Origin of the sequence: Paenibacillus jilunlii (assembly GCF_900102965.1) — a bacterium.
GTDB lineage: Bacteria > Bacillota > Bacilli > Paenibacillales > Paenibacillaceae > Paenibacillus_AQ > Paenibacillus_AQ jilunlii.
The window spans coordinates 21148-37956 of record NZ_FNGM01000029.1; the positions used below are offsets into that span (position 1 = coordinate 21148).

A 16809-nucleotide genomic window follows, 5' to 3' on the forward strand; every position below is an offset into this window, starting at 1 on the left:
TTAAGAGGTACTTTTACCTCTCATTTCGCCATTTAGCCCGCGCGCGCCGAAATCAGAGGTACTTTTACCTTTCACAACAGTTAGAACTCGGGGGCAAGCTTAAAAGAAGACAAACATGAACTCTACCAGCAACTCAATCAGCAATCGGCTTCTGCCCCGAGGAACTCATACTATATCGCCCAATCCGAAATCAAGCCAAAGAGCCGCTCCGTGCATCCGGGGTGGCTCTTTGGCTGTAGATGAGGTTAGTTTCCATCTATATAGAGTGAACTTAAGATATTTACATTAGGGACTTCGTCGGGACTCCGGAGAATGTTTGGACTTCCGGCCGCTGCCCGTCTGCAGATTTCTCGATTTGTACCGCTGTTCGCGGTGGAAATCCGCAGACAAAGCATATGCTTACGAAGCCAGCTTTCCTGCGGAAAGCTCTCAGGCGGACGCATTCACTCCGTAAGTATCCAAACTTCCCCTCCATCCCTTTTCCCTTTTGTTAGTTTTTCAAGTTCACTCTATATAACAAGTTATTTTCACGCAACGATGGGCAGTCTGTACTAAGCCTGCTCTACATAGATAAGCGGAGGCGCCGCCAGTCCAAATTTTACAAAAGCGTACCGCGTCTGATACACATGCGTATCCTTATCCAGGTCCTTGTCGGTCCAGCCCGGCTTATCCTTATAACTGTCCGGCCCAACCTTGTACACTTCACCTTTGATATGATGATGCGGTCCCAGCAGATTGCGGCAGCTGCCCGTCAGCTCCAGTTCAATGACGTTGCTCCCGCTGTGCAAAAAAGAAGAAATGTCCGCGTGATACGGCTCCCACAGGAAGCTGTGTACCTCCACTCCGTTGATGAACAGCTTGGTTACTATTGCGTCAGGGGGGGCTTGGAAGAACCATTGTGCTCCCAAAGCTTGCGCTGCATCAAAGGCCAGCGTCTGCCGTAAACGGAGGCTGCCGGAGAAGAACGGAAAACCCTGCCTGGTCAAATCCCCCGTCTGTACATGCCGGGCCGGTTCCATCAATTGAAAAGGCCCTTCAGTAAATACCGCTCTCCGCTCCCCGTCCGTGAACTCCGAGCCGGATTGAACTCCGAAGTCACCAAGCAGATAGATGCTCTCCAGCTCCTGGTCGATTGTCAGCTTATTCCCTTCTGCCTCAAACGCCCGGGCCCGGGCCAGCCGCTCCGAGATTTCCTGCGAGCCGCGGAATTCCATTCGCAGAACCAGTGTGTTCCGGCCAGCAGCCGCCAGGCCGCTAATGTCGACGGTCCTAAAAGAGATATCCCGCCACCAGCCGCTGCCGGCCGTCTCTACCCTGGCCCCGTTCAGCTCAATCTCCAGCTCCTCCGGCCGTTCGATTACGAGATACATCTCCCGCTGCCTCGCGGTATCGAAGCTGACTGCAAATGCAAATTCCAGTTCTGCCGTCACCGTCCGGCCATAAGCCAGCAGCTGTTCCTGGATAAATATCACAGGCTGCGGCTCCGACCATTCTCCGCCATCTACACGAAGGCGGGCGTTGTCCAGTGTCAGGCTGTTGAGATCGGCATGCACAACTTCCCAATCCGCTGCAAGCACTATCTGCAAACGTTCTTGATGATCCGATTGTTCCCGCACACTTCGCTCTTCCCCGGTATGCCCCAGCTTCACTGCCGCTGCTGCCCGGATATCTGCATGCTCCCTAATATCCGCCGGTCTCACTGTTACAGCATCTTGGTTTTCCGAGTCCTCTCCGGGTCCCTCAAACGCAACCGCCTTGCTGTCCCCGGCAAATGGAGCTGAAGCTGGGATCGGATCAACCTTCAGCATATAGGATTGGCCGGGATGCAGCGGGAGCTGCAGGCGCACGCCCTGTGGTTGTAGTTGTTGCCCCATCTGCTTTTGCTCCACCTGCACCTGCTCCAGCTCCATTAGTTCCTGCTCCAGCGGCTCCCGCTCCATTAGATCCCGCTCCAGCTGCCCCTTCTCCAGCAGCTCCCGCTCCATTAGATTACGCTCCAGCGGTTCCTGCTCCACCGGGTGAATTGCTCCGGTTTCCAGATCAACCAGCGAAACTATACCCTGGCGGGTCAGCTGTATATTCAACAGCGGGTAGAACTCCGTGCCGGAGTTCACTACATAATGCAGAATCGAACCTGCAAGCTCCAGCGTCCGCACATTGAGTGTATCCGCAGCAACGGGTTCCCCGTTCTCGCCGTAAATACGGAGGAATGGTCCTGCCCCGGCAGACACCGCCCGGCACAACGCTTCGCAGCTCCATTCCGGCAGGGCAGCTGCCTGCATGAAGCGTGCGAACTCTGCATCTTCCTGCCCGTCAACCAGCACCGGATAAGGCTCAAAAACAATCAGTGTCCCGCCCTGCGCAGAAAATTCCCGAAGCAGCTCTGCCGTACGCCGGTCCACCGTCACACTTGGCGGCACTATGACTACGCGGTACGCCGCTTCGCCGACTATGAAGCTGCCGCCGCTGACCCGGCCATGTCCGGCGATAATGCCCTCGCTGCCATAGTCATGCTCAGTCAGGCTTTGGCACAGCCATCTGGTGAGCTGGGCGAATGCCTCATGATAAGGGATCACAGCGGAATAATCTCCGCCGCGCTGCAGCATCCAGGCTGTGCGCACCGGATGCAGCAGAAGCACCTCCGCCTGGCCGGTGCCTTCGGACAGCAGCAGGGACAGCCGGGCAAAATAGTCGTTGAAGCCTTTATAGTCACTCCACCACGGCTGCTGATAGAACAGGGACGGCGGGTAATCCCGCTTGCGCAGCCCCCTTAAGGAATAGCCCTGCAAATGCTGGCACATCAGATTGATGCCATGCACGAACTGCCACTCGCCGATCCGCTTGAGGTCGGCAAAGCTGACGTTCCAGCCGGAGCAGCCGAAGCTCTCGGTGATGGCCCGCTTTTTGCCGAGCTGGCGGGCCACCGAGCTGACCTGCTTCGGCACCATGGCATCGCTTCCGACGAACCGGCCCAGCCAGTCGCAGCCGGGAATCTGCAGATGCTCATAGAAGGCCATCGGATCGCCGACGGAGGTCACCTGATGCATCAGCTCCTGCTCATCGACGACATGTCCGGTCGCCGACCAGCCCCTGCCTGCGCACCAGTCGCCGATTTGCTTGGCATAGGCCTGCGTGAACATAAAGGTTACGGTCTCCCAGTAAGCGTATCTGGCCCTGCTTGCGCCCACCGTATCCAGGAAGAGGGCCGGCAGAACCTCCTTCACGCTGCCGCCATGTCTTCTAGTGAACATACCCTCCAGCTCAAAAGACCAGGGAAGCCCGCCGCGTCCAAACTGCGGCTCATCCGTGAATACACCGCTCAGCTCCCCGCCGTATTCTTCTCCGAACTGCTTCCAGTAGCGCTCATAAGTGGTGTTGATAAATTCTTTTACAGCCATAGAACTGAGCGTATCCGTATAGTACGGATTCACATCATAGCAGATTCGAAGATCAGCACGGGCTTCTTCACCCGGAGGCAGCAGCCGGTAGTCCGCTCCCCCCTCCGCTCCAGCGGCGTACCAGCCGATGATCCGTTCCGCTGGGACATCCTGAAATGGAGCCTGTTCACAGACCAGCCGTTTCTGCTGATAGTCCAGCCCTTTGGCGGGAACCTTCCCGTCTGCAAAACCGCTGGGCCAACCGTTCTCGTCATAGAACCAGGCGCTCATCCCCAGCTCACGGCTTTTCTCAATCAAGGTGCGAATGGCCTCCATCCATTCTTCGCCCATGTACGGCGTTTGCAGCCCGCCCCGGGCATGCATAAAGAAGCCGCCGATTCCCGCCCGGTGCATCTCTTCAATCTGCCGCTCCAGCTCCTTTTTCTCAAGTAGGTCATTCCAGGACCAGAGCGGAACGGAGCGGTAGGCGGCAGGCGGGTTCTTCAAGGTATCCCACGGGTTTAATATCCTGTCCGTCACCCCGTTCGTCTCGCCGTTCGTCATCCTGGCCATCAGCCTTTCAGGCACAGGGAGATCAGATCATCCACATGCGCGGTAGCAAGGCATTCAATCGTATCCGCAGAGCCGTAATAAATTTTGACTTCGCCGTTATCCTCCAGAATCATTCCGCCCGGAAAAATAACGTTGTTGCGGAAGCCGCCGTCAATCTCATAGCTGGTCTCTGGTGCAAGCAACGGCTGTTTATACATGCCGAGAATTTTCTTCGGATTCTCCAGATCCAGCAGCATGATCCCTGCAGTATACCGCTTCTTCCAGGCTGGCTCCCAGCCGTGCTTGCCGCGTGACGGGTCAATATCCACCGCATGGAAGGTGGTCAGCCAGCCCTTGTCCGTCTTCACCGGAGGCGCGGCAGGTCCCACCTTGTCATTGGCGAACGGCACATGCTCCACAGCTAACAGCAGGTCGGAATTGCCCCAATATTTCAAATCCGGGGATTCCGAAATCCAGGTATCGAAACGGTCCTGCCCGCCCCGGCTGTACACAGTGAACGGGCGCTCCAAGCGGACGTAATTGCCGCCGATTTTTTCCGGGAACAGTACCATGTTGCGCAGATCGGGCGTCGACAGGCTGAGGATCTCAAACTCCTCAAAATCATCCGTCACCGCAATCCCGCCCCGGATGCCATGATGGGTATCCACAGCAAAACACATATAGCAGCGGTCCCCAATCACCGTCAGGCGCGGGTCGTAGGCGCGGATAATCTCTTTGTCATGCAGCTTGAAGCATTTCTTGGGACTGGCCTCCCAGTGGATTCCGTCATCGCTGAAGGCGATCCCCAGGTCGGTTGTATGATGCGGCTCAATCGTCTGATCGGCAAGCGAGCCATAATCGTTGCGGAACACCATCACATACTTGCCTTTGAATTTGGTCACACCTGCATTGAACACAAGCGCTGTGTTATAGGGCACCTTAGACGCGTCCAGCACCGGATTGCCTTCATAGCGGTGAATCGACGGACTCGATGTAAGAATTGCGGGAACCTGAACTGTCATGCTGTAAACCTCCTGATTATTGACTAATAGGATTAGTCAGAGTCTCAATTATACTTCTATTCCCATTGTTATACGCAGTATAGATCGTTAATAGCAGTGTCAGCGAATGCCAGAGCGGGAGTCTACCCCTTCAGGGAACCCGCAGTCATCTGCATAAAAGATTTATTGGCAAACACATAGGCTATGAGAATCGGCAGAATGGACAAGCAGGCACCGGCCATCATGTAATGGGTCTGCGAGGCGGCGGAAATGCCGTATTTCAGATTCGCCAAACCAACGGTAAGTGTCTGCAGCTCCGGCTTCGTCATCGTGAACACGAGCGGCAGCAGGTATTCATTCCACGCGCCGCGGAAGGTGAACAAAGCTCCAACACCCAGGCCGGGACCCAGCAGTGGAAGAATGATGGTCCAAAAGGTGCGGCCCAGCGAACTTCCGTCGATCCGTGCAGCTTCGTCCAGCTCACGCGGAATGCCTTTCATAAAGCTCAGCAGGATAAAAAAGATCGAAGCATGCGCGGAGATCAGAATCAGAATGACGCCCCACAGCGAGCTGTGCAGATGCAGCTTGACCATCAGATCGAACTGCGGACGCAGCACCACCGCACCTACGGCGACAAACATGGTGAACGACTGCATGCCAACATAGATTTTTTTGCCGAAAAAGTCCATCCGGTCTACCACATAAGCAGCCATGGAAGCTACCAGCAGCGTACCGGCTACTGTGGACAGTGACACGATCAGACTGTTCATCGTATAGGTGGAGAAATTGGCCTGGTCCCAAGCTTCGGCGTAGTTGGAGAAATGCCACTTGCTGGGCAGAAAGGTTGCGCCTGTAGTCAATTCACTGTTTGTTTTGAACGACCCGAGTATGGTAATCACAACAGGGATCAAGGTTACAAAGGCGAGTGCCAGCAAAAAGATCCATAAAACCGTCTTCCCCGTTATCTCTTTTGTTCTCATGTCACATCTCTCCTCAATCGATCCGATTCATTCGTCTGGAGGCGTAGAAATAGATCAGCGATATCATTCCCACGATAACTGCAGACATGAACGCGACTGCACTGCCATATCCAAACTCCTGCACCTGGGTAGAGGCTGCGCTGCCGCCGACCGGAAAGAACAGCTTATACAGGTAAAGGAACATTACTTCCGTTTTACCGGCAGGGCCGCCTTCGGTGAGTACCATTATGCTCTCATAGCCCTTCAGGGCATTGATAATCGCCAGCATGATGACCATCTGCAGCACAGGCCCCAGCATCGGCAGGGTGATGAAGCGGAACTGCTGTATTTTATTGGCTCCGTCCAATGAAGAGCTCTCGTAAACATCCTCGGGAATATTCTGTAGCCCGGCCAGGAACAGCAGCATATAGTTGCCGACAGCGCCCCACACCGCTACCAGAATGACCGTAAGCATGGCATGCTTCGGGCCCAGCCAGTCAATGCCGGAGGATGAAATGTTAAATTTGATCAGGAACTGGTTCAGAATTCCGTTGTATGAATTGAAGATGGTGAAAAAGACCACAGCCATGACGGCTGTACTGATTACCGTAGGCATAAAAAAGACTGCCCGCAGCAGCTGTCTTCCCCTGATCTTGCGGTTCAGTATCGCTGCCAGCAGCAGGGACAGCGGGATCGAGAGCAGCAGCTTGCCTCCCGCATACACAAATGTATTCACGACCGAGTTCCAAAACTCTGCGTCGCGCAAAATCCGGCTAAAATTATCGAGGCCGATGAACCGGGCTGTTCCATAGCCCTTGTAGTTGTAGAACATGTAGCGGAATGCCCAGGCAATCGGGTAAATTCCCAGCACCAGCGTGAGCAGTGCGCTCGGCAGCAGAAAGCTGTAGGCAAAAGCGGCATTCTTGGATTTGTTCATGGTTCTTCCAGGCTCCTTTCCTGTCTTGCAGTAGACCGGGGAGGATGGGGGATAAATCCCCCTCCCCAGGTCATCTCTATAAACTGCTCGAATTAGCTTGCCTTAACTTATTTGGCAAATTTGCCGGCAAGCGCGGCCGGGTCAAAGCTTGGGTCCGGTTCTGCTTTCAGGCCGTCATTCTTGATCGCGTCATCCAGTGCAGCGTTGTAGCGCTTATTCAGATCGGAGATGGTTGCATCCAAATCTCCGCCGTTCAGCATGTATTTGAAGAAAGCGTCATCTGATTTCATGCCTTCCGGCGCCACCGACGGATATACCGGCCATACGCCGTCATATTGGTTCGGCAGGAACCCTTCGATACCGTTGACCTCCGGGGTTTTGGCTGTAGCGCTGATGGAAGGAACCATCGAGATGCCGAAGCCTTTTTCCTGATAGGATGTCAGCATTTGATCGCTGTACATGTACTCCATGAACTTCCAGGCAGCATCTTTATGCTTGGACTTGGAGCTCAGAGCCAGCCATTGTCCGCCGAGGAAGCCGGAAGCGCCCTTGACCTTGCCGTCAATCGTTGGAGCGGGTGCCGCAGCCCAGTCGATTTTGGCCGGAAACTGTGTGCTGTAGACCCCTGGCTCTGAGGAGTAGCTGAGGTACATCCCGATCTTGCCTTCGGCAAACTGTGCCCGCAGCGGATCGATATCCAGCGATTCCACACCCGGCAGCATGCTGCCGTCGTCCTTGATCTGCTTGAAGGCCTCAATAATGGGCTTGAAGCCGCTGAAGTCAAAACGTGCTGTTTTGAAATCATAGCCAAAGCCGCCGAACCCGCTCATCTCAGCAATGACGCGGGCCGAGCGTCCAAGTGCGCTGGTTGGACTTTTGAAGTTCTGTGCAAAGCCGTAAGCGCCGTCCGCTTTTCCCGCAGCAGTCAGCTTCTTGGCGGTATCCACCAATTCCTGCAGAGTGGCCGGCGGATTCGTAACCCCCGCTTTGGCAAACAGGTCCTTGTTGTAGATCAGGCGCATCGTTGTTCCATAGTTCGGCAGGCTGTAGCGTTTGCCGTCAAAGGTGTTCAGATCCGTCATCTCTGGAAATTTCGCCTTCATGTCATCTGACAGATATTCGTCGATCGGAGCCAGGTACTCTTTTTTATAAAAAGTACCGATGGTGTTCTCCTTCACCCGGATCACGTCCGGAGAGTCGGAAGTCTGGAAGGACAGGTCCAGTGCAGTATCGAAATCGTCACCTTTGACAACCAGCTCCACCTCAATGCCGTCGGTATTCGTTTCGTTGAATTCGGCTACCTTCTCCTTCACAAATTCAGCGTCATGGCGGTCACCCGTCCAGTAAGTGATTTTGGTTTTTTCGCCCGATGCCGCTCCCGCGTCTGATGCTTTCCCCGCGTTTGAGGCCTCTCCGGAATTTTCAGCGGTATTGGAGTTGCCGCAAGCGGCCAGGCCTAATGCCAGCACCGCGCTTAGTGAAGTCAGAAGCAGTTGTTTCTTCATTTCTGTTAGCCCCCTTAAATGTTCAAAGCTGTGTTTGCCTTACACCCTGATTATAGGGCAGGCCATTCATCTGCATAATGCGGGTAAACCCACATTAAGGGCAGAAATTTGTTGAACTAATGCCAAACGGGGATGAACCCCCGCAGCATCAGCGGATCGTTCATCCCCGTGGATTTGTAAGTTATAGAGCGCCCAGCTCTGGGGCGGCGCGGTCCGCGTTGGCGGCATGGCGGCGCGGTGCGGTGCGTCTAACAACGGCATTTCTGCCGTTGTTTTCGCCTACTCCGGCCATGGCGCCCCTAACAACGGCATTTCTGCCGTTGTTTTCGCCTACTCCGGCCAGGGTGCCCCTAACAACGGCATTTCTGCCGTTGTTTTCACCTACTCCGGCCATGGTGTCCCTAACAACGGCATTTCTGCCGTTGTTTTCGCCTACTCCGGCCAGGGCGCCCCTAACAACGGCATTTCTGCCGTTGTCCCCGCCTTTCTACCCCGTGCTGGCAAACCAAGTGGAAAAAGGGAACCTATTCCAGCAATCTTCCTTATCAGGAGCGAAATAGGGCTCAATTAGTGCACCTTTTTCCACTTAGCCTGCCGGTTCGCTTGATGCTCAAGCAAATTAGTGATACTTTTTCCACCTATCCAGCTAACGAAGCGCTAAGAAGAGATACGTACTCTCCTTACATAAACTTCCCGGCACTGCCCGGCGGCGCACACCCAACAACGCAACGGCGTTTCTGCCGTTGTTTCCGCGCAAGCAGACCATATGGCTGCAGCTTATTTCAACCTGCCGAGATATGAAATCTTGAACTCCGACGGGGTCATGTCGGTGTATTTCTTGAACACCTCGCTGAAGTAGCGGCGGTGCTCGTAGCCGAGCTCCATAGCGATTTCCTGCACCTGCATCCCTTCAATCAGCATGGTCTTGGCCTTCTCCATCTTCTCGTGCATGACGAACTGTTGAAACGAGATGCCCGCCACCTTCTTGAACAGGTTCGAAAAATAGCCTTGGCTAAGGTTAATTTGCTTCGCCACCTGCTCCAGCGTCAGGCTGGTGTGCAGATTGGCGCAAATGTAGGCCTTGGCCTGCTGGATGATCCGCGTGGATTCGACCGAACGCTCTTCTTCAATCCAGCGGCAGCTCTCGGCGCACAACTCTTCGAGCAAAGAGCGGATTTCCTGCAGCGAAGGATGCAGGCGGTTCTTCAGCAGGTTCACCTGCTGCTCCAGCGGCTGAACCTTCTCATAGGGGAACAGCTCCAGCATGACCCGGCAGATTTTGAAGGACAGCTCATAGCCGATGTTCTCCACATACTGCGGGGCAGGCAGCGGATCGAGCTGCAGCAGCTCATCAAAAATCTGCTGAAGCACCAGCCGGCTTTTCTCACGGTTCCCTGATCGCAGGGCAAAGAGAAATTCCTGTTCGGCGGCAGCTGAATAATGGCTCGCGGCCCGGGGTTTATGCACGATGCTCGCGTAACTGTACACAGCGTTCCCACCGGTATAGAAATGATACGCCAGCGCGCTGAGCGCCTGTGCGTAAGAGTCCGCCAGCTCATGGATCGCAGCCACGCAGAGTCCCACCCCGATCGAGACCGTGCAGCGGGAATAACGGCTGACATTCGCACAGCAGGCTTCGGTGATCAGCCCGGCAGCATGGGGGTCATCCCCGTTGATGATGCAGACATAGCGGTTCGTCGCTTCGCGGAAGATGATTCCCTGCGTCCAGGCCCGGACCGTTTCCTCCAGTATATTTTGCAGGCTGAAGCGGATCAGCTCGATCTCCTGCACCGGCTGCATGCCGTATTTCCCGGCAAAATGGTCAATCTCCACGATAAATACCGTGAAATTTTCCTGCGCCAGCGGAATACCAAGATACTCCCAGCGGGCTTTTGCACTCGGCTCCGTCGCCCGGTGCTGCATCAGGAAGGTTAAATACTCCTGGCGCAGAATCGGCAGGCTCTCTTTAATCTGGGCCTTCATGGCCGTGATCTTCTCCTGCTCGTCACGTTCCTGCAGACACAGCGCCTTCGCTTTCAGTACGACGTTCACAATCTCCTCCAGCGAGAAGGGCTTTTTGACAAAATCCATCGCCCCAAGCCGGATCGCCTGCTGGGCATAGGAGAACTCCGAGTATGCGCTAAGTATAATAATTTTACAGTGGGGGGCAAATTCGAGAATCGCCTTGGTCATCTCCAGGCCGTCCATACGCGGCATGCGGATGTCTGTAAGCACAATATCGGGCTTCTGCCCGCGGACCATCTGCAGTCCTTCTTCACCGTCAAGCGCAGTGCCAGCCACCTCAATGCCATACTCCTGCCACTGGGGCTTGCGGGCGATCATGTCCACCACGCTTTTGATATCGTCGATCACGCAAATTTTAACCGTTCTATCTTCAGGATATTCCATAGTTTCCTCCCTCTTCCCTCAGTGGGCTAAGCGGTATCCACAGATCTGTGCGCGAGCCTACGCCCGCCTGGCCGGACAGCTCCATCCGTGCCTCATCGCCATAATACAGCTGGAGCCGGTGCCTGATATTGACCAGGGCGTAGCCTTTTTTCGAAATCTCCCGTTTGGCCATTCCCTGCTCCACTTTGGCGGCATCCATGCCTTTGCCGTTATCCTCCACCACAATATGCAGCATGGACTGCTCCAGCGAAATCCGCACATGAATGCAGCCGCCGCTCCTCCTGTCCGAGAACCCGTGCTGGATGCTGTTCTCCACAAGCGGCTGCAGCAGGATTTTTGGAATGAGGCATGACAAAAGCTCCTCCGCCTCGGCTTCGGCATGATACTCGAACAGATTCTCATAGCATTTTTGCTGGATGGCGCAATATTGCTGCACATGGGACAGCTCGTCCTCCAGCGTAATCAGATCCTGGCCGCCGCCAAGCCCCAGCTGGAACATTTGCGACAATGCGAGGATCATCTCGTTGACATCATCATTTTCGCCCATCACGGATTTGCAGTAGATCGTATTGAGCGTGTTGTACAGAAAATGTGGCTCCATCTGCGCGGTCAGCGCCCGGATCTCCGCATGGCGTTTGCCTTTTTCCTTCTGGCGTACATCTTCGATCAGCGTTTTGATCTCTGTCATCATCCGGTTGAACTGAAACCCCACCTGGGCGATTTCGTCGTTATATTTACTCTCAAAAGAAACGCTCAGCTGGTTCTCCTCCACCCGGCGCATCAGCCTGCTCAGCTTGAACAAGGGCCGGAGCAGCGCCGCCGTCAGCTTGTTCGAGAAAAACCACGTCGTCAGCAGAAAGACAAGAATCACATACAAAACCGCCCGCTGCACGCCCTTGAGCTGTCCCAACAGCTGATCCTTAGACTGCATCCCGGCGAGAATCCAGTTCGGCGCAACCGCCGACTGCTTATAGTTGACCAGATAATTCTCACCGTCAAAAGGGTAAAAGAAATTGCCCTCGCTGTCCTCCGTGCTGGCCTGCAGAAATTCCGGGGCCTTTGGAGGCTCCCCCTGGGCAGGCCAGCCTGTCTGCACTACCGTCTCTCCTTCCGTATTCAAAAGCAGATATTTCCGGTCATTCCCGGATGTACCCTGGCCAAGCAGTGAGGCGATTTTATTCTCCCTGAGGTTGACCACAATGAAGACGTTGGTAATAGGCGTATTCTCATAAATCCCCCGCACGACAAAAGAAACCACCCGCTGGCTGCCGGTGAACAGCCGGTCGTAATGGCCTTTGGCCCAGTAGCCGCCGGGGCTTTTTTTGCTGTTGTCGTACAGCTCCGAGCCGTAGAACGAATTATCCTGCGCACGGACCTGGGTGGTGGAATAAAAGTCGCCGATCGGTGTCGCTATGAGAACGTTCTCAATCATCGGCTCGTTGAAGGTAGCCTGCGAGAGCACGTACTGCATTTCCGATAAATGAACATAATAGTTCGTCACATCATGAGCCTGCACATCAATCATCATCTGCCTGTAGGCATCGCTCAGCATCAGGGACTGGACCGACATCGCCACATCATTCAGGCGGTAGTCCAGCAGCTGCAGGGTTTTGTCCACCGTCTCCTGGCTGGTATCAAACGCATTGTTCTGAATTTCCTTCCCGGCTATCCGGTAGGTCAGCACGCCCATGGCGCTGATTGACAGCGTTATCAATACAATAAAAGAGAGTAACACCCGCTGCTTGATGGACACCTGATAAAAACGTTCACTCCACTTGCTCCAGATCAGGCCGCCCCATTGTCTCAGAAGCTTCATGGATGCCTTCTCCCCTTCCTACAGCAGAAATTTCGCCAGCTCCCCGGCAACCAGCGCATGCCCCCGTGCATTCGGAGGATTCACATGGCGCAGCCAGCTTTCATCCCCTGTACCATACGACTGATCCCGGGCTGGTGTCAACAAAAAAAGAATATCAATGTTGTTTCATCTTCATTCCAAAGATTGGTATCCGGTGTAACGGCACATCAAAAGAGCCCCCCTCCAGTATTAAGGGATGCTCTTGTTTATCTTGCTATTCGCCTATGAGTCACCTGCCGAGTCACCTGCCTAGAAATCCCGGTGTGATTGCACTTTGTGCAACAGATTGCACCGTATGCTGCCGGAAATCGAATTCTGCTGCATTTGGTGCAATTGATTTCCAGATTTCTGCTCAAAAACACCTCTTCCGCAAGAATCTGCTGTACGGAGTACAACAGATTCTGATTTCAGGCTGATTTAGGAGTAATCTGCTGTATGAAGTGCAATAGAATGCGCTCCGCCCCGCCTGCCTCGGCCCGACCATAATAAACTGGATACTATCAACTTCCAGGTGGATCTATATTAGCTGTTCAACAGACCAGCTTTCCCGGCAACACTCAGCCATTCATTGGCAATCAGGTCATGGCCGGCATGTGTCGGATGGACGCCGTCCCAGAGCCAGTAGGCGGCATCCGCTCTTGACGCCGCCGCATCGAAGGCGGCCTGCAGCGGAACATGCACTGCGCCGAACTCTTCTGCCAACGCACGGACCACCTGCTGATAAAAGGTCATATGCTTCGACCATTCGTCCCAGGCTTCGGCTGGGGCTCCCGTCTTCAGGATAAACGGCTCGCACAGCACCAGCTTCGTCTGTGGCAGCACTTCCCGGGTTTCCTCCAGCACATGGCGGTAAGCCCGCTCAAAACGGTCGGTTACCCCGCTGGGCTCCCCCTTCATCATTCTCCAGAGATCATTGACCCCGATCAGAATGCTGAGCACATCCGGCTGCAGATAGATTGCGTCTTCATTCCAGCGGGCATAGAGATCTGAAATCCGGTTCCCGCTTATGCCCCGGTTATAGAACACCGGTTTCTGCTCAGCCAGCTCATTGCCAAGCCTGCCGCCGATGATATACGCATAGCTGTGGCCAAGAATATGATTGGGGTCCTCGTCGCGGCCCCGGTTGCCGTCAGTAATCGAATCGCCCTGAAAAAGAAAAACCTTGCTTTTGCCAGAAAAAGTAGACATGAATACTCATCCTTTGATTATGATTTAGTAGTTATTCGCCTGCGGTTAACATTCGTATTCTACCGTGATCCGGGTCTTCTCTTCAATGATCTGCGTCGCCATCCACTGCAGCAGCTGGGGTAGTTCCTTTTAGTCTATCGGTTTCAGCAGGTTGTCATCAATCTGCTGGCGCAGCGCCTCACGGACATATTTGTCATCAGAAAATAAAGGTTTAGACTGAATGTCTTTATTCCATGCGGCTTCGAATTGTCATACCGTCAGACTCATATAATAATTTTTAGACTGACCCTAGAAATTGAAATAGCGACAGCAAAGGACGAAATAAAGTCCTAGACTGTCGCTGTTTCATTGAATTAACGTTTCCCGTTAGTTTAATATCGCGGCACATAAATACGCCCAGTATCAATATCGATCACGCAATCTAACCTTACCCCCTCATCATATTTTGAGGGAAGTCGCTCAAAGTTAAATAGCTTACAAAAGGTATCTGTAAAATCATCTATGTTAGTACAATGAGTTTTGGTAACTGTAACCCTTCGACTTAATTCCATAATAGAACATGTCTTGCCAGCAACAAGTTCATTTTCGAAATAACCATCAATTTCAACGATCATTTTCACCACCGCTGGTTGCTAACCAGCTTCTTGAGCTCAAGGTAACTTACGGAAAAATTATGGGCACTCTTCGACTTGTTTAACTGAGGTTTCCCGATAGTTTAGGTTGTTTTCTTAAAAGATTAATTCACAATCCTTATGCTCCCATACATCAAATAAGTTTCCATCTAGGTCCTCAAAAACAAAAAACTTGCCATATATGCCTTCATCACTTACTTGTCTAGCGTTAACTCCTTCTGATATTAGTCTCGTGTGTAGTGATTCAATATCATCTGTAAAAAATGTTACAATCCACCTTGACCGTCCGTTTACTTCAAAAATTGCTCTTGTGTCATTATCAGATTCAATTAAATCAATGATTGGACGGTTATCCCTGAATAGACTTATATAATTCCCTCTATCGTTCCGGACATTAAAACCAAAGTGACTGACAAACCATTTTGCAGATTTTTTTGCATCTTTGACCGGAACTACATTATATGCGATACCTAAGATTCTCCCATTTATCATACTACTCAGCCCCTGTGATAAATATATCTCTAATAATTATTTCGAGGTAGCTACCATACTATCCTGCCCGTAATACAAAAAGTCGTTCTTCTATCCTTAGGAAGTTGTACCTCCGATAGTGAAGTTATTTCACAGGCTTCTTTACAATGTTCTGCCAATGAGGAGGGAGTTCATAACTCTTTAAGTGGGTGTAATTAACCAGTTTAACCTCAGGTCCCACTGAGATTTGAAACGTTAACCTGTCTTCTCCAACAGAAATATGTGGTCCGACAACAGGCGTTACATCGAGCGTTATGGATAAGTTAAAACCACGAAACCCATTTATCCTCATTGAGTCGACCACATTAACGAAATATGGATATACTAGCGGCGATTCCACTAATAAACGTCGATAATAATCCCGAACAGCATCATTAATATATGGAGTTAAAAAATTCAAAAGCATATCCTGCAATCTCAGCTCCTCTGAATCTTCCTGAGGAACGCGATAACTAGCTTCTGCGTTTGATTGCAAAGGAGATGACAGGCTCAATGTCACAGTTAGAACAACAGCTATAATGACTCTTATCATAATCATTGATTACACCTCATCCATGTTTACAGATAGGGTGTCCAATTTTTGAATATGAATGCTCAATACTGCCCGTTAGCTCAATCACATATCATTCAAATTCAAATAACTTCCTATCTATTTTGGCCATATTGAAGAAGCTTTGTCGAAGAAACTAAAGTTGTTACAAGTTGTTACAAGTCGCAACACAGACAGCTCCAGGCGCAGGTAGCGATCTACTTGATGCTACTTGGTTCGTCCAAAGGAAAACGAATACCGATCTGCCTTACTTAACTTGGTAGTCTCAGTATTATCAATGAGTTGTAATGCTTTCAATAAAAGCAATTTCTCCATTCATGCAGACCAATCATACGTTGCTAAGTTTTAGGATCCTCTACCGTTAACAATCGATGGGTCTCACCATAGTAATCGTAGTATATACCTCTAAATTGACCAACAGCAATTGCTTCAGTAGGCAAGTCTGTATTCCTTGCTTTTGACATGGACAATTAATCCTCATTGCTAAGTTTAATACAAGTTCTTCGAAATTTTTTGTGCCATATGCTCAATTCTAGGGATCATCAAGTTGTCATCCATCATTTTAATTTTATCAGGTTTAAACAACTGGAATTTCTTTAGATTGTAATAGTCAAATAGCACCTGATACACGGTCAAATGGTTCTCCATCAAGTACTTTACATCTAAAACGTTACTTAGAATCTCATCTTGCATAATGATAAGCCTGCCATCAATCTTATTAAAAAAACCCTCTTTTATTCCTTCATCATAAAAAGCCAATTCCTGATATTCCCGTTGCTTCATGGCTTCTTTTAGTCGCTCATAGTTCTCAGGGTAACTATTTTCAAGTTCCCTTAGGAAAATGTCTGTGATGTACTCTTTTAATAAGATTGTTTGTTCAAATGTTTGCTGAAATCGCTGAACGAATACTTGATCAGAGCCAGAATCTTCAATAATCTCGTGGATGTATTCGACAAAAGAACTCACAATAAACGTAATAATATCTTCTTTGGTGGAGAAATATTTATATAAAGTCGCCCTGCTTATATTCATAATCTTTGAGATTTCATCCATCTTCAAACCTTGAAACCCATTTTTTCTAACGTGTAATAACAATCTGTTAGTAAGCTTTTGCCTCATCTGGTGTTGTTTTTCAATCTGCCGTTCCATCTAACTGCCCCCTTATAAAATATATTATATCTCAAAATCATCATTTTAAACAAACTATACTAAATAGACATTTTGTATACTTTTTGTTTACTTTATTCAGTTCTCATGATATTATGTTTTTTGTTCCTATGAATAACAGAGATGAAAATTCATATTGAACGAAA

At 51.3% G+C, this 16809-nt stretch carries 13 protein-coding genes; all 13 read right to left on the bottom strand.

Annotated elements, in window-relative coordinates:
• Positions 1–551: 551 nt before the first annotated feature.
• Positions 552–3941, bottom strand: a complete 3390-nt coding sequence (locus tag BLQ82_RS32465; protein WP_208810632.1) for a glycosyl hydrolase — start codon at positions 3939–3941, stop codon at positions 552–554.
• Positions 3942–3949: 8 nt separating this feature from the next.
• Positions 3950–4951: a glycoside hydrolase family 130 protein gene (locus tag BLQ82_RS29135; RefSeq protein WP_062519842.1), complete on the bottom strand. Its 1002-nt coding sequence runs from the start codon at positions 4949–4951 to the stop codon at positions 3950–3952.
• Positions 4952–5073: 122 nt separating this feature from the next.
• Positions 5074–5910: a carbohydrate ABC transporter permease gene (locus BLQ82_RS29140; protein WP_062519844.1), complete on the bottom strand. Its 837-nt coding sequence runs from the start codon at positions 5908–5910 to the stop codon at positions 5074–5076.
• 13 nt (positions 5911–5923) lie between these two features.
• On the bottom strand, positions 5924–6826 hold the full coding sequence (locus tag BLQ82_RS29145; protein ID WP_062519846.1) for a carbohydrate ABC transporter permease: 903 nt from the start codon (positions 6824–6826) through the stop codon (positions 5924–5926).
• Positions 6827–6933: 107 nt separating this feature from the next.
• A complete protein-coding gene (locus BLQ82_RS29150) occupies positions 6934–8331 on the bottom strand; it encodes an ABC transporter substrate-binding protein (RefSeq protein ID WP_062519848.1) in 1398 nt (465 codons plus the stop codon).
• 181 nt (positions 8332–8512) lie between these two features.
• On the bottom strand, positions 8513–8725 hold the full coding sequence (locus BLQ82_RS29155) for a hypothetical protein (protein WP_062519849.1): 213 nt from the start codon (positions 8723–8725) through the stop codon (positions 8513–8515).
• Between the two features lie 383 nt (positions 8726–9108).
• On the bottom strand, positions 9109–10740 hold the full coding sequence (locus BLQ82_RS29160; RefSeq protein ID WP_062519851.1) for a response regulator: 1632 nt from the start codon (positions 10738–10740) through the stop codon (positions 9109–9111).
• Positions 10727–12556: a cache domain-containing sensor histidine kinase gene (locus BLQ82_RS29165; RefSeq protein ID WP_062519853.1), complete on the bottom strand. Its 1830-nt coding sequence runs from the start codon at positions 12554–12556 to the stop codon at positions 10727–10729. Before BLQ82_RS29165 ends, BLQ82_RS29160 begins: the two co-directional genes overlap by 14 nt.
• An 18-nt stretch (positions 12557–12574) precedes the next feature.
• Complete coding sequence (locus BLQ82_RS33030) at positions 12575–12700, bottom strand: hypothetical protein (protein ID WP_280117263.1); 126 nt, start codon at positions 12698–12700, stop codon at positions 12575–12577.
• Between the two features lie 417 nt (positions 12701–13117).
• Positions 13118–13783, bottom strand: a complete 666-nt coding sequence (locus BLQ82_RS29170; protein ID WP_062519856.1) for an SGNH/GDSL hydrolase family protein — start codon at positions 13781–13783, stop codon at positions 13118–13120.
• 728 nt (positions 13784–14511) lie between these two features.
• On the bottom strand, positions 14512–14907 hold the full coding sequence (locus tag BLQ82_RS29180) for a VOC family protein (RefSeq protein ID WP_062519858.1): 396 nt from the start codon (positions 14905–14907) through the stop codon (positions 14512–14514).
• 124 nt (positions 14908–15031) lie between these two features.
• Positions 15032–15484 carry a DUF3888 domain-containing protein gene (locus BLQ82_RS29185; RefSeq protein WP_244281052.1) on the bottom strand — a complete coding sequence of 151 codons (453 nt, stop codon included), beginning with the start codon at positions 15482–15484 and terminating at the stop codon, positions 15032–15034.
• A gap of 501 nt (positions 15485–15985) precedes the next feature.
• Positions 15986–16645, bottom strand: coding sequence for a TetR/AcrR family transcriptional regulator (locus BLQ82_RS29190; RefSeq protein ID WP_062519859.1), 660 nt, complete (start codon positions 16643–16645; stop codon positions 15986–15988).
• Positions 16646–16809 lie beyond the last annotated feature (164 nt).